The sequence below is a fragment of the Sphingopyxis sp. genome, assembly GCF_035998905.1.
Taxonomy (GTDB): Bacteria; Pseudomonadota; Alphaproteobacteria; order Sphingomonadales; family Sphingomonadaceae; genus Sphingopyxis.
Genome location: NZ_DASYHG010000016.1, coordinates 129,133 through 143,321, shown reverse-complemented (window position 1 = coordinate 143,321; position 14,189 = coordinate 129,133). Strand labels below are relative to the sequence as shown.

Genomic DNA, 14,189 nt, shown 5'->3' with positions numbered 1-14,189 from the left:
CCCTCATTCTTGGACGAGATTGCCGGCGGCATCGACGACCTGCTCGCCGTTTTCCTTGGCGAAGGCGCCGTGCTGGCGGGCCGGAAGGATGTCGAGCACGGCTTCGGACGGGCGGCAGAGCTTGACCCCGAGCGGCGACACCACGAGTGGGCGATTGATGAGGACAGGGTGGGCCATCATTGCATCGATAAGCGCGGCGTCGCTGAGGCTCTCGTTGCCGAGACCGAGGTCGGCATAAGGCGTGCCCTTCTCGCGTAGCAGGTCTCGCGGGCTAATGCCGGCGCGCTGGATCAGCTGTTCGAGCAGCGTGCGTGCTGGCGGCGTCTTCAGATATTCGACGACATGCGGCTCGATCCCCGTATTGCGGATGAGCGCGAGCGTGTTGCGCGACGTGCCGCATTCGGGATTGTGGTAGATGACGATGTCGGCGGTCATGCGTCCGCCTCCTGTCCGCCGGTGGCGCCTTCGGTGCGGCCGATCTCCTTCAGCTTCCGGTCCATCGCCATCTCGTCGATGCTTTCGTGCGGCAGCGCGAGGAAGAGCGAGATGCGGTTCGAGAGATAATGCAGGGCATGTTCGAAAGCTTCGCGCTGGCCGCGGCCTTCTACCGCGGCGGGATCCTCGATTCCCCAATGTGCGTTCATCGGCTTGCCCGGCCAGATCGGGCAGGTCTCGCCGGCGGCATTGTCGCAGACGGTGAAGATGAAATCGAAGACCGGGGCATCGAGTTCGGAAAACTCGTCCCAGCTCTTCGAGCGGAGTTCGGCGGTTTCGAAGCCGAGTTCGCCGAGAAGCGCCAATGCCTGGGGGTGGACCTCGCCCTTCGGGAAGCTGCCCGCGCTATATGCGCGGAAGCGCCCCTTGCCGTCGCGGTTCAACAAGGCCTCGGCGAGGATCGAGCGCGCGCTGTTGCCGGTGCACAGGAACAGCACGTTGTAAATCTTGTCGGCCATGAAAATCTCCCTCGGCGCAGGTCGCGCCGATCAGCAGCAGGAAAGTTCGGCGAGGAGCGGTTCGCACAGTTCGGCGCGGCCCTGGCAGCAGTCTTTCGCGAGGAAGAGCATTAGACCCTTCAGCGCATCGATCTCCGCGCGTTGGATGAACTGACGCCCGCGCTTTTCCGATTTGACCAAGCCGGCCTTTGCCAAGACCGCAAGATGTGTGGAGAACGTGCTTTGGGTTAGCCCCGAGGCATCCACGAGCTGGCCGGTCGACAGTCCTTCAGGCTCATGCTGAACCAGTAAACGGAAAGCTTCAAGACGGGTAGGATGAGACAGCGCGGCGAGCGCGGCAAGGGCGGTGTCCGTGTTCATGCATCGGAATTATCCGATAGGTTTTCTCGCGTCAATGCCCATCGGAAATATTCGATGCGTACGGATGTTGGCGTGCGAAGGAGTGGCCCGCGGCCGGGCAGCCTCTACATGTGCCAGACGCAACAGAGGGCGTAATGCCTTGATTGCCCGGAAGTGGCACGCCAGTCTGGACAAAATCTGATTCCGGAGCGGTACAACCATGCATGTGCGTCAAATAGTCATGGGTGATGCGCCAGCCGTTCAGGCCATTTACGCGCCGTATGTCAGTGACACCACCATCTCCTTCGAGGTAGTGCCGCCTGACATTACGGAGATCGAAAGGCGTATCGCCACTATTCTGCCGCACCATCCCTATTTCGTTGCCGAAGTGGAGGGGCAGGTTGTCGGCTACGCATACGCCTCTGAGCATCGCACTCGCGCGGCATACAGGACATCGATCGATGTAGCAGTTTATGTGGCGCCCGGAACGCAACGGAGGGGCGTGGCGGGCGCCTTATACTCCCGGCTGCTGCCCGCCGCAGCAAGCATGGGTTATCACGCTGCCTTTGCCGGCATCGCGCTGCCAAACGAAGCAAGCGTCGGCCTGCATGAAGCTATGGGCTTCGAGCTGGTCGGCATTTACCGCGAAGTCGGACGAAAGTTCGATGCTTGGCATGATGTCGGTTGGTGGCAACGATTGCTGTAAGCGACCTGTGAGCGTTAGAGCGCGCGGCTCGTTGAATTTCATGCGGCCGCCTCCAGGCACGATTTCAATCGCCAATCGAATTGCCGCTCGTGGATCTCAATAGGAGCGTCTGCTTCGTGCGTTCCAAGTCTAGAAGCGGACTGACCGCAACCGGCCAACCTTGATCAGCGCGCCCTTGCACTTGGCGGGCTCAATTGTCGCCGACTCATAGCGGTGGCTTGTAGCGCGACCACGACACTGCAGCTTCGACCTGATCCCGGTCATCGGGCATTCTGTGACGACATTTCGCCGACATCAAATTATGAGCAAACCTCGTTTTGCAACGTGTCAGACGCGCTCAGCGTCGGAAACCAGATGACCAGTTTGACAACCTTTTCAGGCGGCGCTGGATCGATCCATCCGCCTTGAAGCGTTTCAATTCGATGATCGTCGTGCCTGGCGTTACGGATAAGCATCGCCCGTGACACCGGGGCAAAGGTCAGGGCCAGTTTTCGCGGGGGCCAGCCCAATCGGACCAATCTCCCCTTTCTCGACAGCTAGGCTTTTACCAACGCCCCTGGGACGGCACGGCCGAATATATGCGAAAGCCTGAATTCTAATAGCTTGCCGCAAGCAAGTGTTGACCCGTGTGGGGGCGGGGCATTATGGTGCGCAAATTACAACACCGCAGGGTTCTCGGACGCCCGCGAAGGGAGGATGATACGGATGAGAGACAACCATAGCGGCTTTCTCTCGCCATATCGGGTTCTGGACGTCACGGATCATCGCGGTGTGCTGGCCGGGCACATCTTGGCCCAACTGGGTGCAGATGTGGTTCATATGGAGCCGCCAGGCGGCAGTGATGGTCGACTTCAGCCTCCTTTCGCGCCCGATTGGAGTCAAGGTGAAGACTCGTTCTATTGGGCCGCCTACGCCTCTGGGACGCGTTCGATTGTCTGCGATCCGGCGACGGATTCGAAGACTTGGGCGAAGTTGCTAGGGTCGGCGGATATTCTGCTTGATTCCACCGCTCCCAGTGACGGTCGCCCGGACTGGCTCGATCCGGCTGCAGTGGCGGCGCTTAATCCCAGGCTCGTTCACGTATCCATCACGCCTTACGGCCTCACTGGCCCCAAAAAGGACTGGCTGGACAGCGAACTGATCCTCTGGGCTGCGGGCGGGCCACTGTTACTCACCCGCGACAACGAGGGCCGGCCGCTTCGGCTCAGCGCCCCTCAGGCCTATCTACACGGCGCTGCAACCGCCGCCGGAGCTGCCCTGATCGGGCATGCCGAGCGCGGGCGCAGTGGAATGGGGCAGCATATCGATCTCGCCATTCTTCAAACCCTTCCGCAATGCACTCTCGGCGCGGTGCTTGCCGAATCCATCGGTCATGAGAATTTCGTGCCCCGACCCGGCGCCACATTATCGGGCGGCAAGGGTGGGCCAATGGATCTCAGCGGAAGCGGCTCGCTTACCCGGCGATCGAAGTGGCCGATTGCCGACGGGCTTGCGGAAATGCACTTGGCGATGGGACCCGCGACCGGTCCGTCGACCAATAAATTGTTCGCTTGGATGATCGAGGAGTCCGCGCTTCCCGAGACCTTTCACGACTGGGACTGGACGACGCTGCACGGACGGCTCGAAAGCGACATCAGCTGGGAAATGCTCGAGGAGGCTCGCCGCCATGTGTCGGCCTTCCTCGCGCGATTCCGCAAAGCGAACCTCATGCAGATCGCGCTCGATCGCGGCATCCGTATCGCACCGATCGAAACGATTGCCGATCTGCTGGCGAGCGAACAGTTTGCGGCGCGCGGCTTCCTCGCCACGGTGGCCGGCCCGGAAGGAAACTATTCGCTGCCTTGGGGCTTCGGCGGTGCATGCCCGGACGGATTCGCGCGCCCGACTGCCGCGCCGAGGCTTGATGCCGATCGCGCGCAAATTCTCGGCGAATGGTCAGCAACCAGCCAGCCCGAAGAAATCGCAGCCGAGCCCTCGTTGCAACCCCTCGCCGGGCTCAAGGTGCTCGACCTTGCTTGGGTCGTGGCTGGCCCTCTCATCGGCCGAAATCTCGCCGACTATGGCGCGACGGTTATCCGACTAGAGTCGGCAAAGCGTGTCGAGACGGCGCGATTGATGGGACCATTCCCAGCGGGCGATTATGATGTGCAGCGATCCGCCCTCTATGAGACCTGCAACGCCGGAAAACTCGGCCTGTCGCTCGACTTGTCCAAGCCGGAAGCACGTGACATCGTGCGTTCGCTGGCGCGCTGGGCGGATGTCCTCGTTGAATCCTTCACGCCCGGGCAGATGGCGCGTTGGGGGCTGTCTTATGACGAGCTGGCAAGAGATAATCCGGGTCTGGTCATGGTCAGTACGTCATTGACCGGTCAATCAGGACCGTTCGCCAGCTACTCGGGTTACGGCAACCATGGCGCAGCGATCGCTGGCTTCCAGAATCTCGTTGGAATGGAGGGGGCGACCCCGGTTGGACCCTATGGCCCCTATACGGATTTCGTCGCGCCGCGCTTCGGTATCCCCGCCACGCTGGCTGCGCTGGACCATCGTCGGCGTACCGGTCGGGGATGTTGGCTCGACGTGTCGCAGACCGAAGCTGGCGTCCAGTTCCTTGCCGCCCAGATCGCAGAAACATCGGTTACGGGAAATGTTCAGGGACCGATGGGCAATCGGGACCTCGCCATGGCCCCGCACGGCGTTTTCCGGACCAATGCCGAGGATAGCTGGATCGCAATCGCGGTGCAGTCGGATGCGCAATGGGAACGCCTTGCGGCGATCGCGCAAATCGACGAGCCCGCATGGAAAACATTCCAGGGGCGGAAGAGCGACGAGGACGCCTTGGAACGTCGGCTCGAGCAATGGGCTAGGCAGCAGGAGGTCACGGTCATCGAACAGCTTCTGCAGGAAAACGGCATCCCCGCGCATCGTCTGGTTTCGATCGAAGAATTTGGCAATGATCCTCAGATTGTGGCGCGTAATCACCTCGTCCATCTGCCGCATTCTCTCTCGGGCACCGCCGTCGTCGAGGCGTCGCCATTCCAGCTCGCGCGCACGCCCGCCGAATACGCACGATCCGCGCCCTGTTACGGGCGCGACAACGCGCATGTCTTGCGAGACATTCTGGGGCTGGATGCGGCGACGATCGAGGCGCTCGAAGCGGCCGGGATACTCACCTGATCGCGAACCGCTCGGCGCATTTGGTGCGGGACGGGCGGGAAGGAGATCGCGCTGAAGAGAGGCGCAATGGCGTAGCAGTGCTTCACGCCCTTTGCTCGGGGCGGCGCCGCCATTGGGCGTCAAGCCATTAGGCGACCAGAGCGTTCAGCGCTCCGTCCACCGCAATGACCGAGCCGTTGACGAAGGCTCCCGCATCGCTTGCCAGCATGACGACAGGGCCGACCAACTCTTCGATCCTGCCGAGGCGGCGCGCAGGCATTTGCGCGATGCGTTCGATTCCGGTCGGACTGTCGAAAAATTCCTCGTTCAGCTCGGTCTTGAACCAGCCCGGTGCCAGAGCATTGACGCGAATATTATGCTTGCCGAGATCGATCGCCATGGCGCGCGTGAGCTGGATGACTGCGCCCTTCGACGCACAATAGCTCGCCAGCCCGGGTTGCACGCCCAGCCCCAGCACCGACGCCACGTTGATGATCGAGCCGCCCTGCTTGGCCGCTACGAGCCGGCGAGCAGCCATCTGACCCACATTCCAGACGCCCCGAAAATTGGTGTCGAAAACCGCATCCCGGGCCGCCGGTTCGATCTTCAGGAAATTACGGGCATCGGTGACGCCGGCATTGCTCACGATGACATTCATAGTGCCATAGGCGCGCTCCGCGGCATCGAAAGCCCGCTCGATGCTCTCGGCGTCGGTCACATCCGCTTGCGCGGCCAGCGCGCTTCCTCCCGACTGCTCGATTTCCCGCACGAGGCCGTCGAGGCGGTCCGCGCGGCGCGCCACCGCAACGACGCGTGCGCCTGCCGCGGCCAGGCCCAGCGCAAGCTCCCGGCCGATACCGCTCGACGCGCCGGTGACAAGGGCAACACGCCCGGAAAGCGAAAACAGGTCAGCGTTCACGAATAGATCCTTGCTTCTGAAGGGCCGTCGAGGTCGGTCAGGAGCTCCAAGGCAGCTTTAGTGCCCTCGTGCCGCGACAATTTTCCCTGCGACATGTGTTCCACGATTGTGGTCAGGCGCGGGTCGGACGTGCCGAGCAACAGCGCGGCCGCGGCGTCGGCAACGTCCTGAGCGAGCGTCGATCGTGATATCCCGCCTCCGGCGGCGGCGTCGGGCGGGCCGGCCGGAAGCCCAGCGAACCTGTCGTCGATCGCGTCGCCGAGCGCCTTGAGGCCGTCCCGAGTTTGCGTCGATACCGACAGCATGGACCGGCGTTCCTCATGGCCCCGGTGGTGCAGCATGGCTGTCAAATGTGTGGCCGTTCGCGCGGCGTCGGGCAGATCCGCCTTGTTCACGACCAACAGGTCGGCGATTTCCAATACGCCGGCCTTCATCGCCTGCATCTCGTCGCCAAGGCCGGGTGCGCACACGACGATCTTCACATCGGTCAGGTTGGCAACTTCGACTTCTGACTGACCCGTGCCGACGGTTTCGACGATCACGAGGTCCATATCGGCGGCCGCCAGTAGATCCATGACCGATCTTGTGGTTCGCGTCACCCCGCCGAGGTGGCCGCGCGCAGCGAGCGACCGGATGAAAACGTCCGGATTTGCGCTGTGCGCCGCCATGCGAACGCGATCGCCCAGCACCGCACCGCCGCTGATCGGGCTCGATGGATCGACCGTCAGGATCGCGACGCGGCGGTATCTCGGCAGCAATTCGGGCAAAAGCGCATTGATGAGCGAGGACTTGCCGGCGCCCGGTGGCCCGGTCACGCCGAGGGTTCGGCACCGGCTGGCCCGGCCGCGCACCGCGACCGCCAGTTCGGTTCCTACCGCCGTGCGGTTTTCGATCGCGGTGATGGCGCGCGCAATCGCCAGCGGATCGCGATCGCGGACCGCCTTCAGCAGCGAAGCCGCGTCAGATCCTGCGCGCGTCCCGGTCAAACGTGACTCCGATAGGCGCGGGCAAGGCGATCGAACGTCGCGACAACATCGGTCAGCGGTGCGCCGCCGCGGAAGATTTCCCGGACGCCCACGGCTTCGAGCGGCGCGACGTCGAACGGACGAATGACCCCGCCGACCACCACCGGCAAATCGGGGACTTCGCGACGCTGTAGCTCGGCGACGATCTTTTGCGTGGTTTCGACCTGGCCTCCCGACATGAAGCTCAGCCCGATAATATCGACGTCTTCCTGGAGCGCGACGGTGACTACATCTTCGGGCTGCTCATAGTCGATCAGCACCACTTCCATCGCGGCGTCGCGCAGCGCGAGCGCGATGGTCGCAATGGCGCGATCATGGCTGTCGATGAAGCTCTTGGTCAGGAGGACGCGCGGCTGCGGCGCAGTATCTGGCATGGCGATCGGTTTCCTATTTGTTGCGCCCGAAGACTTCGTGAAGAATGGCCTGCATCTCGCCGAGCGTTGCATCGGCTTCGGCGGCGGCGACAAGGTTTGCCATTACCGACCCGATCGCCCGGCCTTCGTTGACCTCGACCGCCGCACGGCGCAGGTCTTCAAGCGCCGCCGCGCAGCGCGTCGCATCGCGTTCGCGGCGGTGCCGCTCGACGTCGGCGATCGCAAGGCGCGCGGCTTCGGGATCGGGCTGGAACACCGCAAATTGCTCGGGTTCGTCGGTGGTATATTTGTTGACGCCGACCATCGTTCGCGCGCCGCTCTCGATTTCCTGACGCCATTGGTAGGCGGCGGCAGAGACCTGCTGTTTGATCCAGCCTGACTCGATGCAGGCGATCAGCCCGCCGCGGTCGTCGATGTCGGCGATGATCTCGAACACCCGGCGTTCGATCTCGTCGGTGAGCGCTTCCACATAATAGGATCCGCCGAACGGGTCGGACACATGAACGGCGCCGGTTTCCTCAGCAATGATCTGGCTTGTGCGCAGCGACAGCGTCACCGCTTCTTCGGTCGGCAGGCCGAGTGCCTCGTCATAGGCGTTGATCGTCATGCCGTTGGCGCCGGACAGGACGGCCGCCAGCGCGCCATAAGCGTTGCGGACGAGATTGTTCAGCGGCTGCTGCGCGGTCAGCAGCGACCCTGCGGTCTGGGCATGGATGCGCGCTTGGAGCGAACCGCTTTTCTTGCAGCCGAAACGCTCGCGGTTCACCTTCGCATAGACGCGCCGCAGCGCGCGGGTCTTCGCGACCTCTTCGAAGAAATTCTCGCCGTAGCGGACGTGAAATCCGAAGCGTGGTACGACGGTGTCGGGGTCGATGCCGAGCTTCACGCACTCCTCGTTGACCGCAATGATCGCAGCGATCGAATAGGCGACGGCTTGGACGTTCGTGGCGCCGGCTTCGCAGATATTATGCTCGCTGATGGTGAGGGGATTCCACAGCGGCACATGCTCGGCGCAATAGGCCGCGATGTCGGCGATCAGCCGGTAGCTGCCGCGCGGCGAGAAGTTCGTTCCGCCGCTATGGCCAAAGAAATCCCAGATATAGTTGGTGAGATTGCCGCCAAGCTTGTCGAATGCAAAGCCGCGGCGCTTGGCCGCTGCGAGATACAGCCCGAGCATGGCCGGCGACCCCGCGTTGAGGACCATCGAGACCGTCGTTTTCGCCAGATCCTTGCCGTCGAGCAGGATCTCGTAATCGCGCGCCTTGCAGACCGAAATGCCGCAGTCGCCGATGCTGCCGCGCACCCCGGGGTGGTCGGGATCATAGCCCATCGACGTCGGCATATCGAAGATGAAATTGTAGGCTTCGCGATCGAAATAGCCCTTCGAGCCGCCCTGTTCGAGCAGAAGATCCATCCGCTCGCGGGTCTGCGAGGGCAGGCCGAAGCCAATGATCTGGAGGTCCATCCACGGCTGGAACTGATAATGGATCGGGTAAATGCCGCGCGTATAGGGATATTGCCCGGGCATTTCGGCTTCGTTGCCATGACGGTCGAGCCCACCGTAAACCGGATCGACCTCGACGCCCGAGCGGTTGCGCGCGACAAAGGAGCGATCCTTGTACCGCGCCGACACCGTTTGCTGCCAAAGCGCATAGGGGCTCTCTTCCGGCTTCGTGTCGGCGCTAATCATGAGACTGACGGCTCCCTTTCAGGCTTTGGGTCTGCGACGACCGCGTCGCGAGCGTGCAAGCGGTCACGCCGCGAAAATGGTCTTCAGATGAAGTGTGTCATTATATTCTTTGACCGCCGCGATGCGGCCATCACGGATCGTGAACAGAAAGTGATATTCATTATTGTAGATGCGCCCGTTCGTGATCTCGCCATGCGCTTCGACCTCGGCAGCGACCTTGTCGCCTTCGCCGATCATGCCGCGGATCCGCATGTCGATACCGCCCGGGATCTTCGCGCCGATACCGCGCAGGACGGCGCTGATCCCTTCCTTGGTCTTCATTCCGGCCTGCGGAAGCTGGTCGGGCTTGCCGCCGATCCACCAGGTCGCGTCGTCGGTTAGGCTGTCAATCAGACCGTCGGCATCGCCGCTTCCGAATTTGGCCAGAAACTGTTGGACAATGGCTTTGTTTGCTTCGATCGACATGGCTTTACTCCGGTAAGATGGTGCGTGAGAGCTGGTGTTCAGGAACGGACGAGATCGGCCGGCACGGCAATTTCCATGCCGAGCAGGATTTGCGCATAGCCCTTGCCCTGCGGATCATTGCGCAGCGAGGCGATGCCGCCGCCGCCCAGAACGTCGTAGAGCATGAAGTTGAGGCCATGGATGCCGGGGAGGTCGAAGCGCCGCACTTCAGCGGGCGCATAATGTTGGAACAGGGCGCCCACGACATCGGGCTGCAGTGCATGCCGGATGTAGGGAAGAAATTCGGGCCGCCGCGCAATGATGCCGATATTGGCGTGATTGCCCTTGTCGCCGCTGCGGCCCCACGCGAGCTCGATCAGCGGAACTTTGGTAAGGCCGGTCGCAGCAAGCGGTGTGGACCGTTCGGGCTCCTGATCGACTGGCGGGTTGGCGGAAGACGGCCTTGGCACATCCGGCAGAGCGACCACTTGTCCTTCGACTTCGACATTCACCTGGACGTCGACGATCGCCTTGTCGACCGCAGTCGAAAAGAGGCGGACGAGCGGCATGACCTTGGGGCGGTTGCCACCCATGCCGGTAAATCCGGGCGCCATCGACGTGCCGGCGGAGGTGAATTCGCGGACCAGCAGCTCCAGCGCCTTGGGATCGCCATGCTTCGCGGCGATCTTGAGCACAACCTCGCGCGCGCCTCGCGCCTGGCTGTTCGCGCCATAGCTCGATTCGGCGCCGATGATCTCGATCGAAGTCTCGCTGAACGGCGCTGAACCCGCCGCGGACAACAGCGACGAGACTCGCGTCACAACTGCTTCGCCCACCTTGGCTGCCTTGCTGGCAGCAGCCTCACCGATAATCGTCCAGGTCGCGCCGACGCGGTAGCCATCCTGCCAGGTTGCGCTGGCCTTGTAGGTTTCGGTCGGTGCACGGCCGCGTGCGCCGGTGACCCGCACCCGCCCGTTATCGGTTTCTTCGATCTCGACCGACCGCCAGTCGCAGCTGACGTCGGGAAGGAGATAGGCCGCGGGATCGCCGATTTCGTAAACGAGCTGCTCGCTGACCGTGCCGCGCGAGACAAGGCCGCCGGTCCCTTGCGGCTTGATGACGTCGAACGCACCATCGGCGTCGATCACTGCGATCGGATAGCCGATATTCGCCCAGTCGCCGACATCCTGCCAATCGGTGAAGAGACCGCCGGTCGCCTGCGCTCCGCACTCGATAATGTGGCCGGCGAGCGATCCGCCCGACAGGCTGTCGAAGTCCGACATGGACCAGCCGAACGCGTGAATGCACGCGCCAAGCACGGTCGCGCTATCGACGCAGCGACCCGTGACGACGATGTCGGCGCCGGCATCCAATGCCGCCGCGATCGGTGCGGCCCCCAGATAGGCATTGAGGCTCATCAGCCGCGACGGCATCGCGGCGCCCGAGAACATTTCCCTACTGGTCTGAAGCTCGGGCTGCATCGCGATCAGATCGTCGCCAGTGACCACGCCGACCCGCAGGTTCAAGCCGGCGGCCGCAATTTTTGCCCGAAGCGCTTCCGCGCAGGCCGATGGATTGACGCCCCCGGCATTCGCAATCAGCTTCACCCCGCGTTCGGCGATCCGCGGCAGGTGACGCTCGACCAGGCTGACGAAATCGGTCGCATAGCCCAGCGATGGATCCTTCGCGCGGGCGCGGGCGAGGATCGACATCGTGACTTCAGCCAGATAGTCGAAGGAGATATAGTCGAGACCGTCATGCTCGAGCAGCTGGGGCAGGGCGATCGAGCTGTCGCCCCAAAATCCCGATGCGCCGCCGATGCTGATTGTTCGCTGCGTCATGCCGGCTCCCCCTCGACGATGAAGAGGATGTCGCGCGCCGCTACCTGCTGGTTCGCGGCGACCGCAACGGTGGTGACTTTGCCACCGATCGGCGCGATGATCTGCTGTTCCATCTTCATCGCCTCGAGCACCGCAAGCACGTCGCCGCGGGCCACGAGCTGGTCCTGGCCGACCCGCACCGCGGTAATGGTGCCGGTCATCGGGGCGCGCATCACGCCGTCACCGCCGGCGCTGGCGCGCGACGGAGCGCGGTAGGTGGTATCCTCGAACCGATAGACCCGCCCGTCGAGATCGATCGCGATCTCATCACTGTCACAAAGATAGACCGCCCGCCGGAGCAGGCCATCGACCTCGAACCGGACCAGCGTGTCGCCGCGTTCGACGATGGCGATCGACGCCGAATGTGCGTCGCTTTGCGCCGACCAGCGCTGCCCGGCCCGGGCTACGCGCACGATGGTTTCGCTGCCGTCGCTGGCGAGATTGACCTGATGCGCCTGCTTGCCATTCGACGACCAACCCTGTCCGGCCGTTTCGGCGGCAAGGATGGCGGCAAGCAGGATCGCAACTGGGTCGCCTTCGCCCGGCTTGAAGCCGTCAGCATAATGCTTGCCGATGAAGGCCGTCGTCGCATCGCCGCGCCGGAATTCCTCGACCGACAAGGCGTCGAGCAGGAACTCGCGGTTCGTCGCGACGCCGAGCAAGTGCGTGCCGCGAACCGCCTGGACGAGGCGCCGCAGTGCTTCGTCGCGGTTCGCGCCGGTGGCGATGATCTTGGCGATCATCGGATCGTAGAATGAACTGATGACCTGGCCCGTCACCAGGCCGTGATCGATGCGCACGCCGTCGCCGGTGGCGGGCTGCCAGATCGACGCGACGCCGGTCTGCGGCAAAAATTCCTGTCGCGGGTCCTCGGCGTAGAACCTTACCTCGATCGCGTGACCCGAGATCGAAATATCGTCCTGAGCAAAGGGCAGGGGCAGTCCCGCCGCCACATCGATCTGGAGATCGACGAGGTCGATGCCCGTGACACATTCGGTCACCGGATGTTCGACCTGAAGGCGGGTGTTCATTTCGAGGAAGTAGAATTCGCCATCCTTGCCGAGCAGAAATTCGACGGTTCCCGCCCCGACATAATCGATCGCCGCCGCAGCGCGAACCGCCGCGTCGCCCATTCGGCGCCGCAGGTCCTCGTCCACCGCAGGCGATGGCGCCTCCTCGATGACCTTCTGGTGCCGACGCTGGACCGAGCAGTCGCGCTCGCCAAGATGCACAACCGATCCGAAGCGATCGCCGAACACTTGAATCTCGACGTGGCGCGCATCGACGACGGCGCGCTCGAGCAGCAGCCGATCATCGCCGAACGCATTCTTTGCCTCCGACCGCGCCGAGACCAGCGCTGCCGCGAGGTCGCTGCGATCGTGGACAAGGCGCATGCCGCGTCCGCCACCACCCGCCGAGGCCTTGACCATGACGGGGTAGCCGATCCGGTCGGCCTCGCGCACGAACAGGGCGTCGTCCTGATCATCGCCCTCATAACCCGGCACACAGGGGACGCCCGCTTCGATCATTCGCCGCTTCGATCGCGCCTTGTCACCCATCACCCGCACCGAATCGGGCATCGGTCCGATGAAGGTGATCCCCTCGTCGGCACACTGCTCGGCGAAATCGGCATTTTCGGAAAAGAAGCCGTATCCGGGATGGAGCGCATCGGCACCGGTCGCGCGCGCCGCCGCCAGCACCCGTTCGGCCGACAGATAGGACTCCTGCAGCGGCCCGCCGCCCAGGCGGAAGGCTTCATCGGCTTCGAGCACATGCCGCGCGCCCGCGTCCGCGTCGCTGAAAACGGCAACCGTCGCATAGCCCTTTGCCTTGGCGCTGCGGATCACGCGGCACGCGATTTCACCGCGATTGGCGATCAGGATTTTCGAAAACGGCTTCATGTCGTGGCCCATGCCGGCGGTCTCTTCTCTTTGAACGCTGCGATGCCCTCGGCGCCTTCGCCGAGGACGGCTTCAGCGAAAACTTCGGCTGCGACTTGCGAAAAGGCGGCGGCGTCAAATCCCGCCAAGCCGTTGAGCAATGCTTTCGTCGCCGCGAGGGCGCCAGGGGCGCAGGCGCGTATCTCGGTCAGGATGACGTCCAGCCGGGCATCGATCGCAGAGCGATCGGCCAGCAATTCATCGACAAAGCCAAGTCTCGCCGCTTGTGCCGCATCGAACCGGCTGCCGGTCAGCGCGAGACGGCGCGTGGTGGCCGGGCCGAGACGCGCGACCACAAAGGGTGCGATCTGAGCCGCTACGAGGCCAAGGCGCGCTTCGGAGAGGGCAAAGCTGGCACCCGGTGAGGCGAGGACGATGTCGGCGCATGCGGCCAGTCCCATGCCACCGCCCATCGCAGCGCCCTCGACCACCGCGATCACCGGCTTGGGGAAGGCGTGGAGGCCGCCGAAAACACGCGCGCCGCGGATCGACAGTTCGACCATCTCGGCATGCGGATCGTCGCTCGATGCCCCGAGGGTCTTGCCGCTCAAATCGGCACCGGCGCAAAATATACGGCCATTGCCTTGCAGAACGAGGGCGCGAACGGCCGGGTCGGCGCGATAATGCGAGAACAGCAGGTCGAAATCGGCCAGCAGCGGGTCGGAAATCGCGTTGCGCGTCGCGGGATCGTCGATCGTTGCGAAAAGCGCGCCGCTGCGCTGCTCCAGCCGCAACACCGACATCTGCGGAGTGTCGATCATGCCCC

At 63.5% G+C, this 14,189-nt stretch carries 13 protein-coding genes; 2 read left to right on the top strand and 11 right to left on the bottom strand.

The genetic code is table 11. From position 1 onward, the window contains the following. Positions 1-3: 3 nt before the first annotated feature. The 3 genes from arsC to VGN62_RS08025 are packed head-to-tail and all read right to left on the bottom strand — an operon-like array spanning position 4 to position 1,313. The gene (gene arsC, locus VGN62_RS08035) at positions 4-435 is read right to left on the bottom strand and encodes an arsenate reductase (glutaredoxin) (protein ID WP_327452559.1); all 432 of its coding nucleotides are present in this window, start codon (positions 433-435) and stop codon (positions 4-6) included. Continuing rightward, positions 432-953 (bottom strand): arsenate reductase ArsC, encoded by a 522-nt coding sequence (locus VGN62_RS08030; RefSeq protein ID WP_327452557.1) that lies wholly within the window; start codon positions 951-953, stop codon positions 432-434. The genes arsC and VGN62_RS08030 overlap by 4 nt, the downstream gene beginning before the upstream one ends. Positions 954-983: 30 nt before the next feature. Further along, positions 984-1,313, bottom strand: a complete 330-nt coding sequence (locus tag VGN62_RS08025; protein WP_327452555.1) for a metalloregulator ArsR/SmtB family transcription factor — start codon at positions 1,311-1,313, stop codon at positions 984-986. Positions 1,314-1,512: 199 nt separating this feature from the next. Between VGN62_RS08025 and VGN62_RS08020 the strand changes: the two genes are divergently transcribed. Both VGN62_RS08020 and VGN62_RS08015 read left to right on the top strand, forming a co-directional pair. Further along, positions 1,513-1,998, top strand: coding sequence for an arsinothricin resistance N-acetyltransferase ArsN1 family B (locus VGN62_RS08020; protein ID WP_327452553.1), 486 nt, complete (start codon positions 1,513-1,515; stop codon positions 1,996-1,998). Between the two features lie 705 nt (positions 1,999-2,703). Next, positions 2,704-5,172 carry a CoA transferase gene (locus VGN62_RS08015; protein ID WP_327452551.1) on the top strand — a complete coding sequence of 823 codons (2,469 nt, stop codon included), beginning with the start codon at positions 2,704-2,706 and terminating at the stop codon, positions 5,170-5,172. Positions 5,173-5,299: 127 nt separating this feature from the next. Here VGN62_RS08015 and VGN62_RS08010 read toward each other — a convergent pair whose 3' ends face one another. The 8 genes from VGN62_RS08010 to VGN62_RS07975 all read right to left on the bottom strand — a co-directional run bounded on the left by VGN62_RS08010 (position 5,300) and on the right by VGN62_RS07975 (position 14,184). Then, positions 5,300-6,070: a glucose 1-dehydrogenase gene (locus VGN62_RS08010; protein WP_327452549.1), complete on the bottom strand. Its 771-nt coding sequence runs from the start codon at positions 6,068-6,070 to the stop codon at positions 5,300-5,302. Continuing rightward, on the bottom strand, positions 6,067-7,056 hold the full coding sequence (gene meaB, locus VGN62_RS08005; protein ID WP_327452547.1) for a methylmalonyl Co-A mutase-associated GTPase MeaB: 990 nt from the start codon (positions 7,054-7,056) through the stop codon (positions 6,067-6,069). Before meaB ends, VGN62_RS08010 begins: the two co-directional genes overlap by 4 nt. Next, positions 7,053-7,469, bottom strand: coding sequence for a cobalamin-dependent protein (locus VGN62_RS08000; protein WP_327452545.1), 417 nt, complete (start codon positions 7,467-7,469; stop codon positions 7,053-7,055). The genes meaB and VGN62_RS08000 overlap by 4 nt, the downstream gene beginning before the upstream one ends. A 13-nt stretch (positions 7,470-7,482) precedes the next feature. Continuing rightward, on the bottom strand, positions 7,483-9,159 hold the full coding sequence (locus tag VGN62_RS07995; protein WP_327452542.1) for a methylmalonyl-CoA mutase family protein: 1,677 nt from the start codon (positions 9,157-9,159) through the stop codon (positions 7,483-7,485). A gap of 63 nt (positions 9,160-9,222) precedes the next feature. After that, positions 9,223-9,624: a nuclear transport factor 2 family protein gene (locus tag VGN62_RS07990; RefSeq protein WP_327452540.1), complete on the bottom strand. Its 402-nt coding sequence runs from the start codon at positions 9,622-9,624 to the stop codon at positions 9,223-9,225. Positions 9,625-9,662: 38 nt separating this feature from the next. After that, the gene (locus tag VGN62_RS07985) at positions 9,663-11,444 is read right to left on the bottom strand and encodes an acyclic terpene utilization AtuA family protein (RefSeq protein ID WP_327452538.1); all 1,782 of its coding nucleotides are present in this window, start codon (positions 11,442-11,444) and stop codon (positions 9,663-9,665) included. After that, the gene (locus tag VGN62_RS07980) at positions 11,441-13,396 is read right to left on the bottom strand and encodes an acetyl/propionyl/methylcrotonyl-CoA carboxylase subunit alpha (protein ID WP_327452536.1); all 1,956 of its coding nucleotides are present in this window, start codon (positions 13,394-13,396) and stop codon (positions 11,441-11,443) included. Before VGN62_RS07980 ends, VGN62_RS07985 begins: the two co-directional genes overlap by 4 nt. Next, the gene (locus VGN62_RS07975; protein WP_327452534.1) at positions 13,381-14,184 is read right to left on the bottom strand and encodes an enoyl-CoA hydratase-related protein; all 804 of its coding nucleotides are present in this window, start codon (positions 14,182-14,184) and stop codon (positions 13,381-13,383) included. Before VGN62_RS07975 ends, VGN62_RS07980 begins: the two co-directional genes overlap by 16 nt. Positions 14,185-14,189: the final 5 nt, after the last annotated feature.

Excerpts from the sequence above, each read along its gene's own strand:
- VGN62_RS08025 (WP_327452555.1), bottom strand. The coding sequence starts at position 1,313 with ATGAACACGGACACCGCCCTTGCCGCGCTCGCCGCGCTGTCTCATCCT.
- VGN62_RS07990 (WP_327452540.1), bottom strand. The coding sequence starts at position 9,624 with ATGTCGATCGAAGCAAACAAAGCCATTGTCCAACAGTTTCTGGCCAAA.
- VGN62_RS08000 (WP_327452545.1), bottom strand. The coding sequence starts at position 7,469 with ATGCCAGATACTGCGCCGCAGCCGCGCGTCCTCCTGACCAAGAGCTTC.
- VGN62_RS07975 (WP_327452534.1), bottom strand. The coding sequence starts at position 14,184 with ATGATCGACACTCCGCAGATGTCGGTGTTGCGGCTGGAGCAGCGCAGC.
- VGN62_RS07995 (WP_327452542.1), bottom strand. The coding sequence starts at position 9,159 with ATGATTAGCGCCGACACGAAGCCGGAAGAGAGCCCCTATGCGCTTTGG.
- VGN62_RS07985 (WP_327452538.1), bottom strand. The coding sequence starts at position 11,444 with ATGACGCAGCGAACAATCAGCATCGGCGGCGCATCGGGATTTTGGGGC.
- VGN62_RS08030 (WP_327452557.1), bottom strand. The coding sequence starts at position 953 with ATGGCCGACAAGATTTACAACGTGCTGTTCCTGTGCACCGGCAACAGC.
- arsC (WP_327452559.1), bottom strand. The coding sequence starts at position 435 with ATGACCGCCGACATCGTCATCTACCACAATCCCGAATGCGGCACGTCG.
- VGN62_RS08015 (WP_327452551.1), top strand. The coding sequence starts at position 2,704 with ATGAGAGACAACCATAGCGGCTTTCTCTCGCCATATCGGGTTCTGGAC.
- VGN62_RS07980 (WP_327452536.1), bottom strand. The coding sequence starts at position 13,396 with ATGGGCCACGACATGAAGCCGTTTTCGAAAATCCTGATCGCCAATCGC.
- VGN62_RS08020 (WP_327452553.1), top strand. The coding sequence starts at position 1,513 with ATGCATGTGCGTCAAATAGTCATGGGTGATGCGCCAGCCGTTCAGGCC.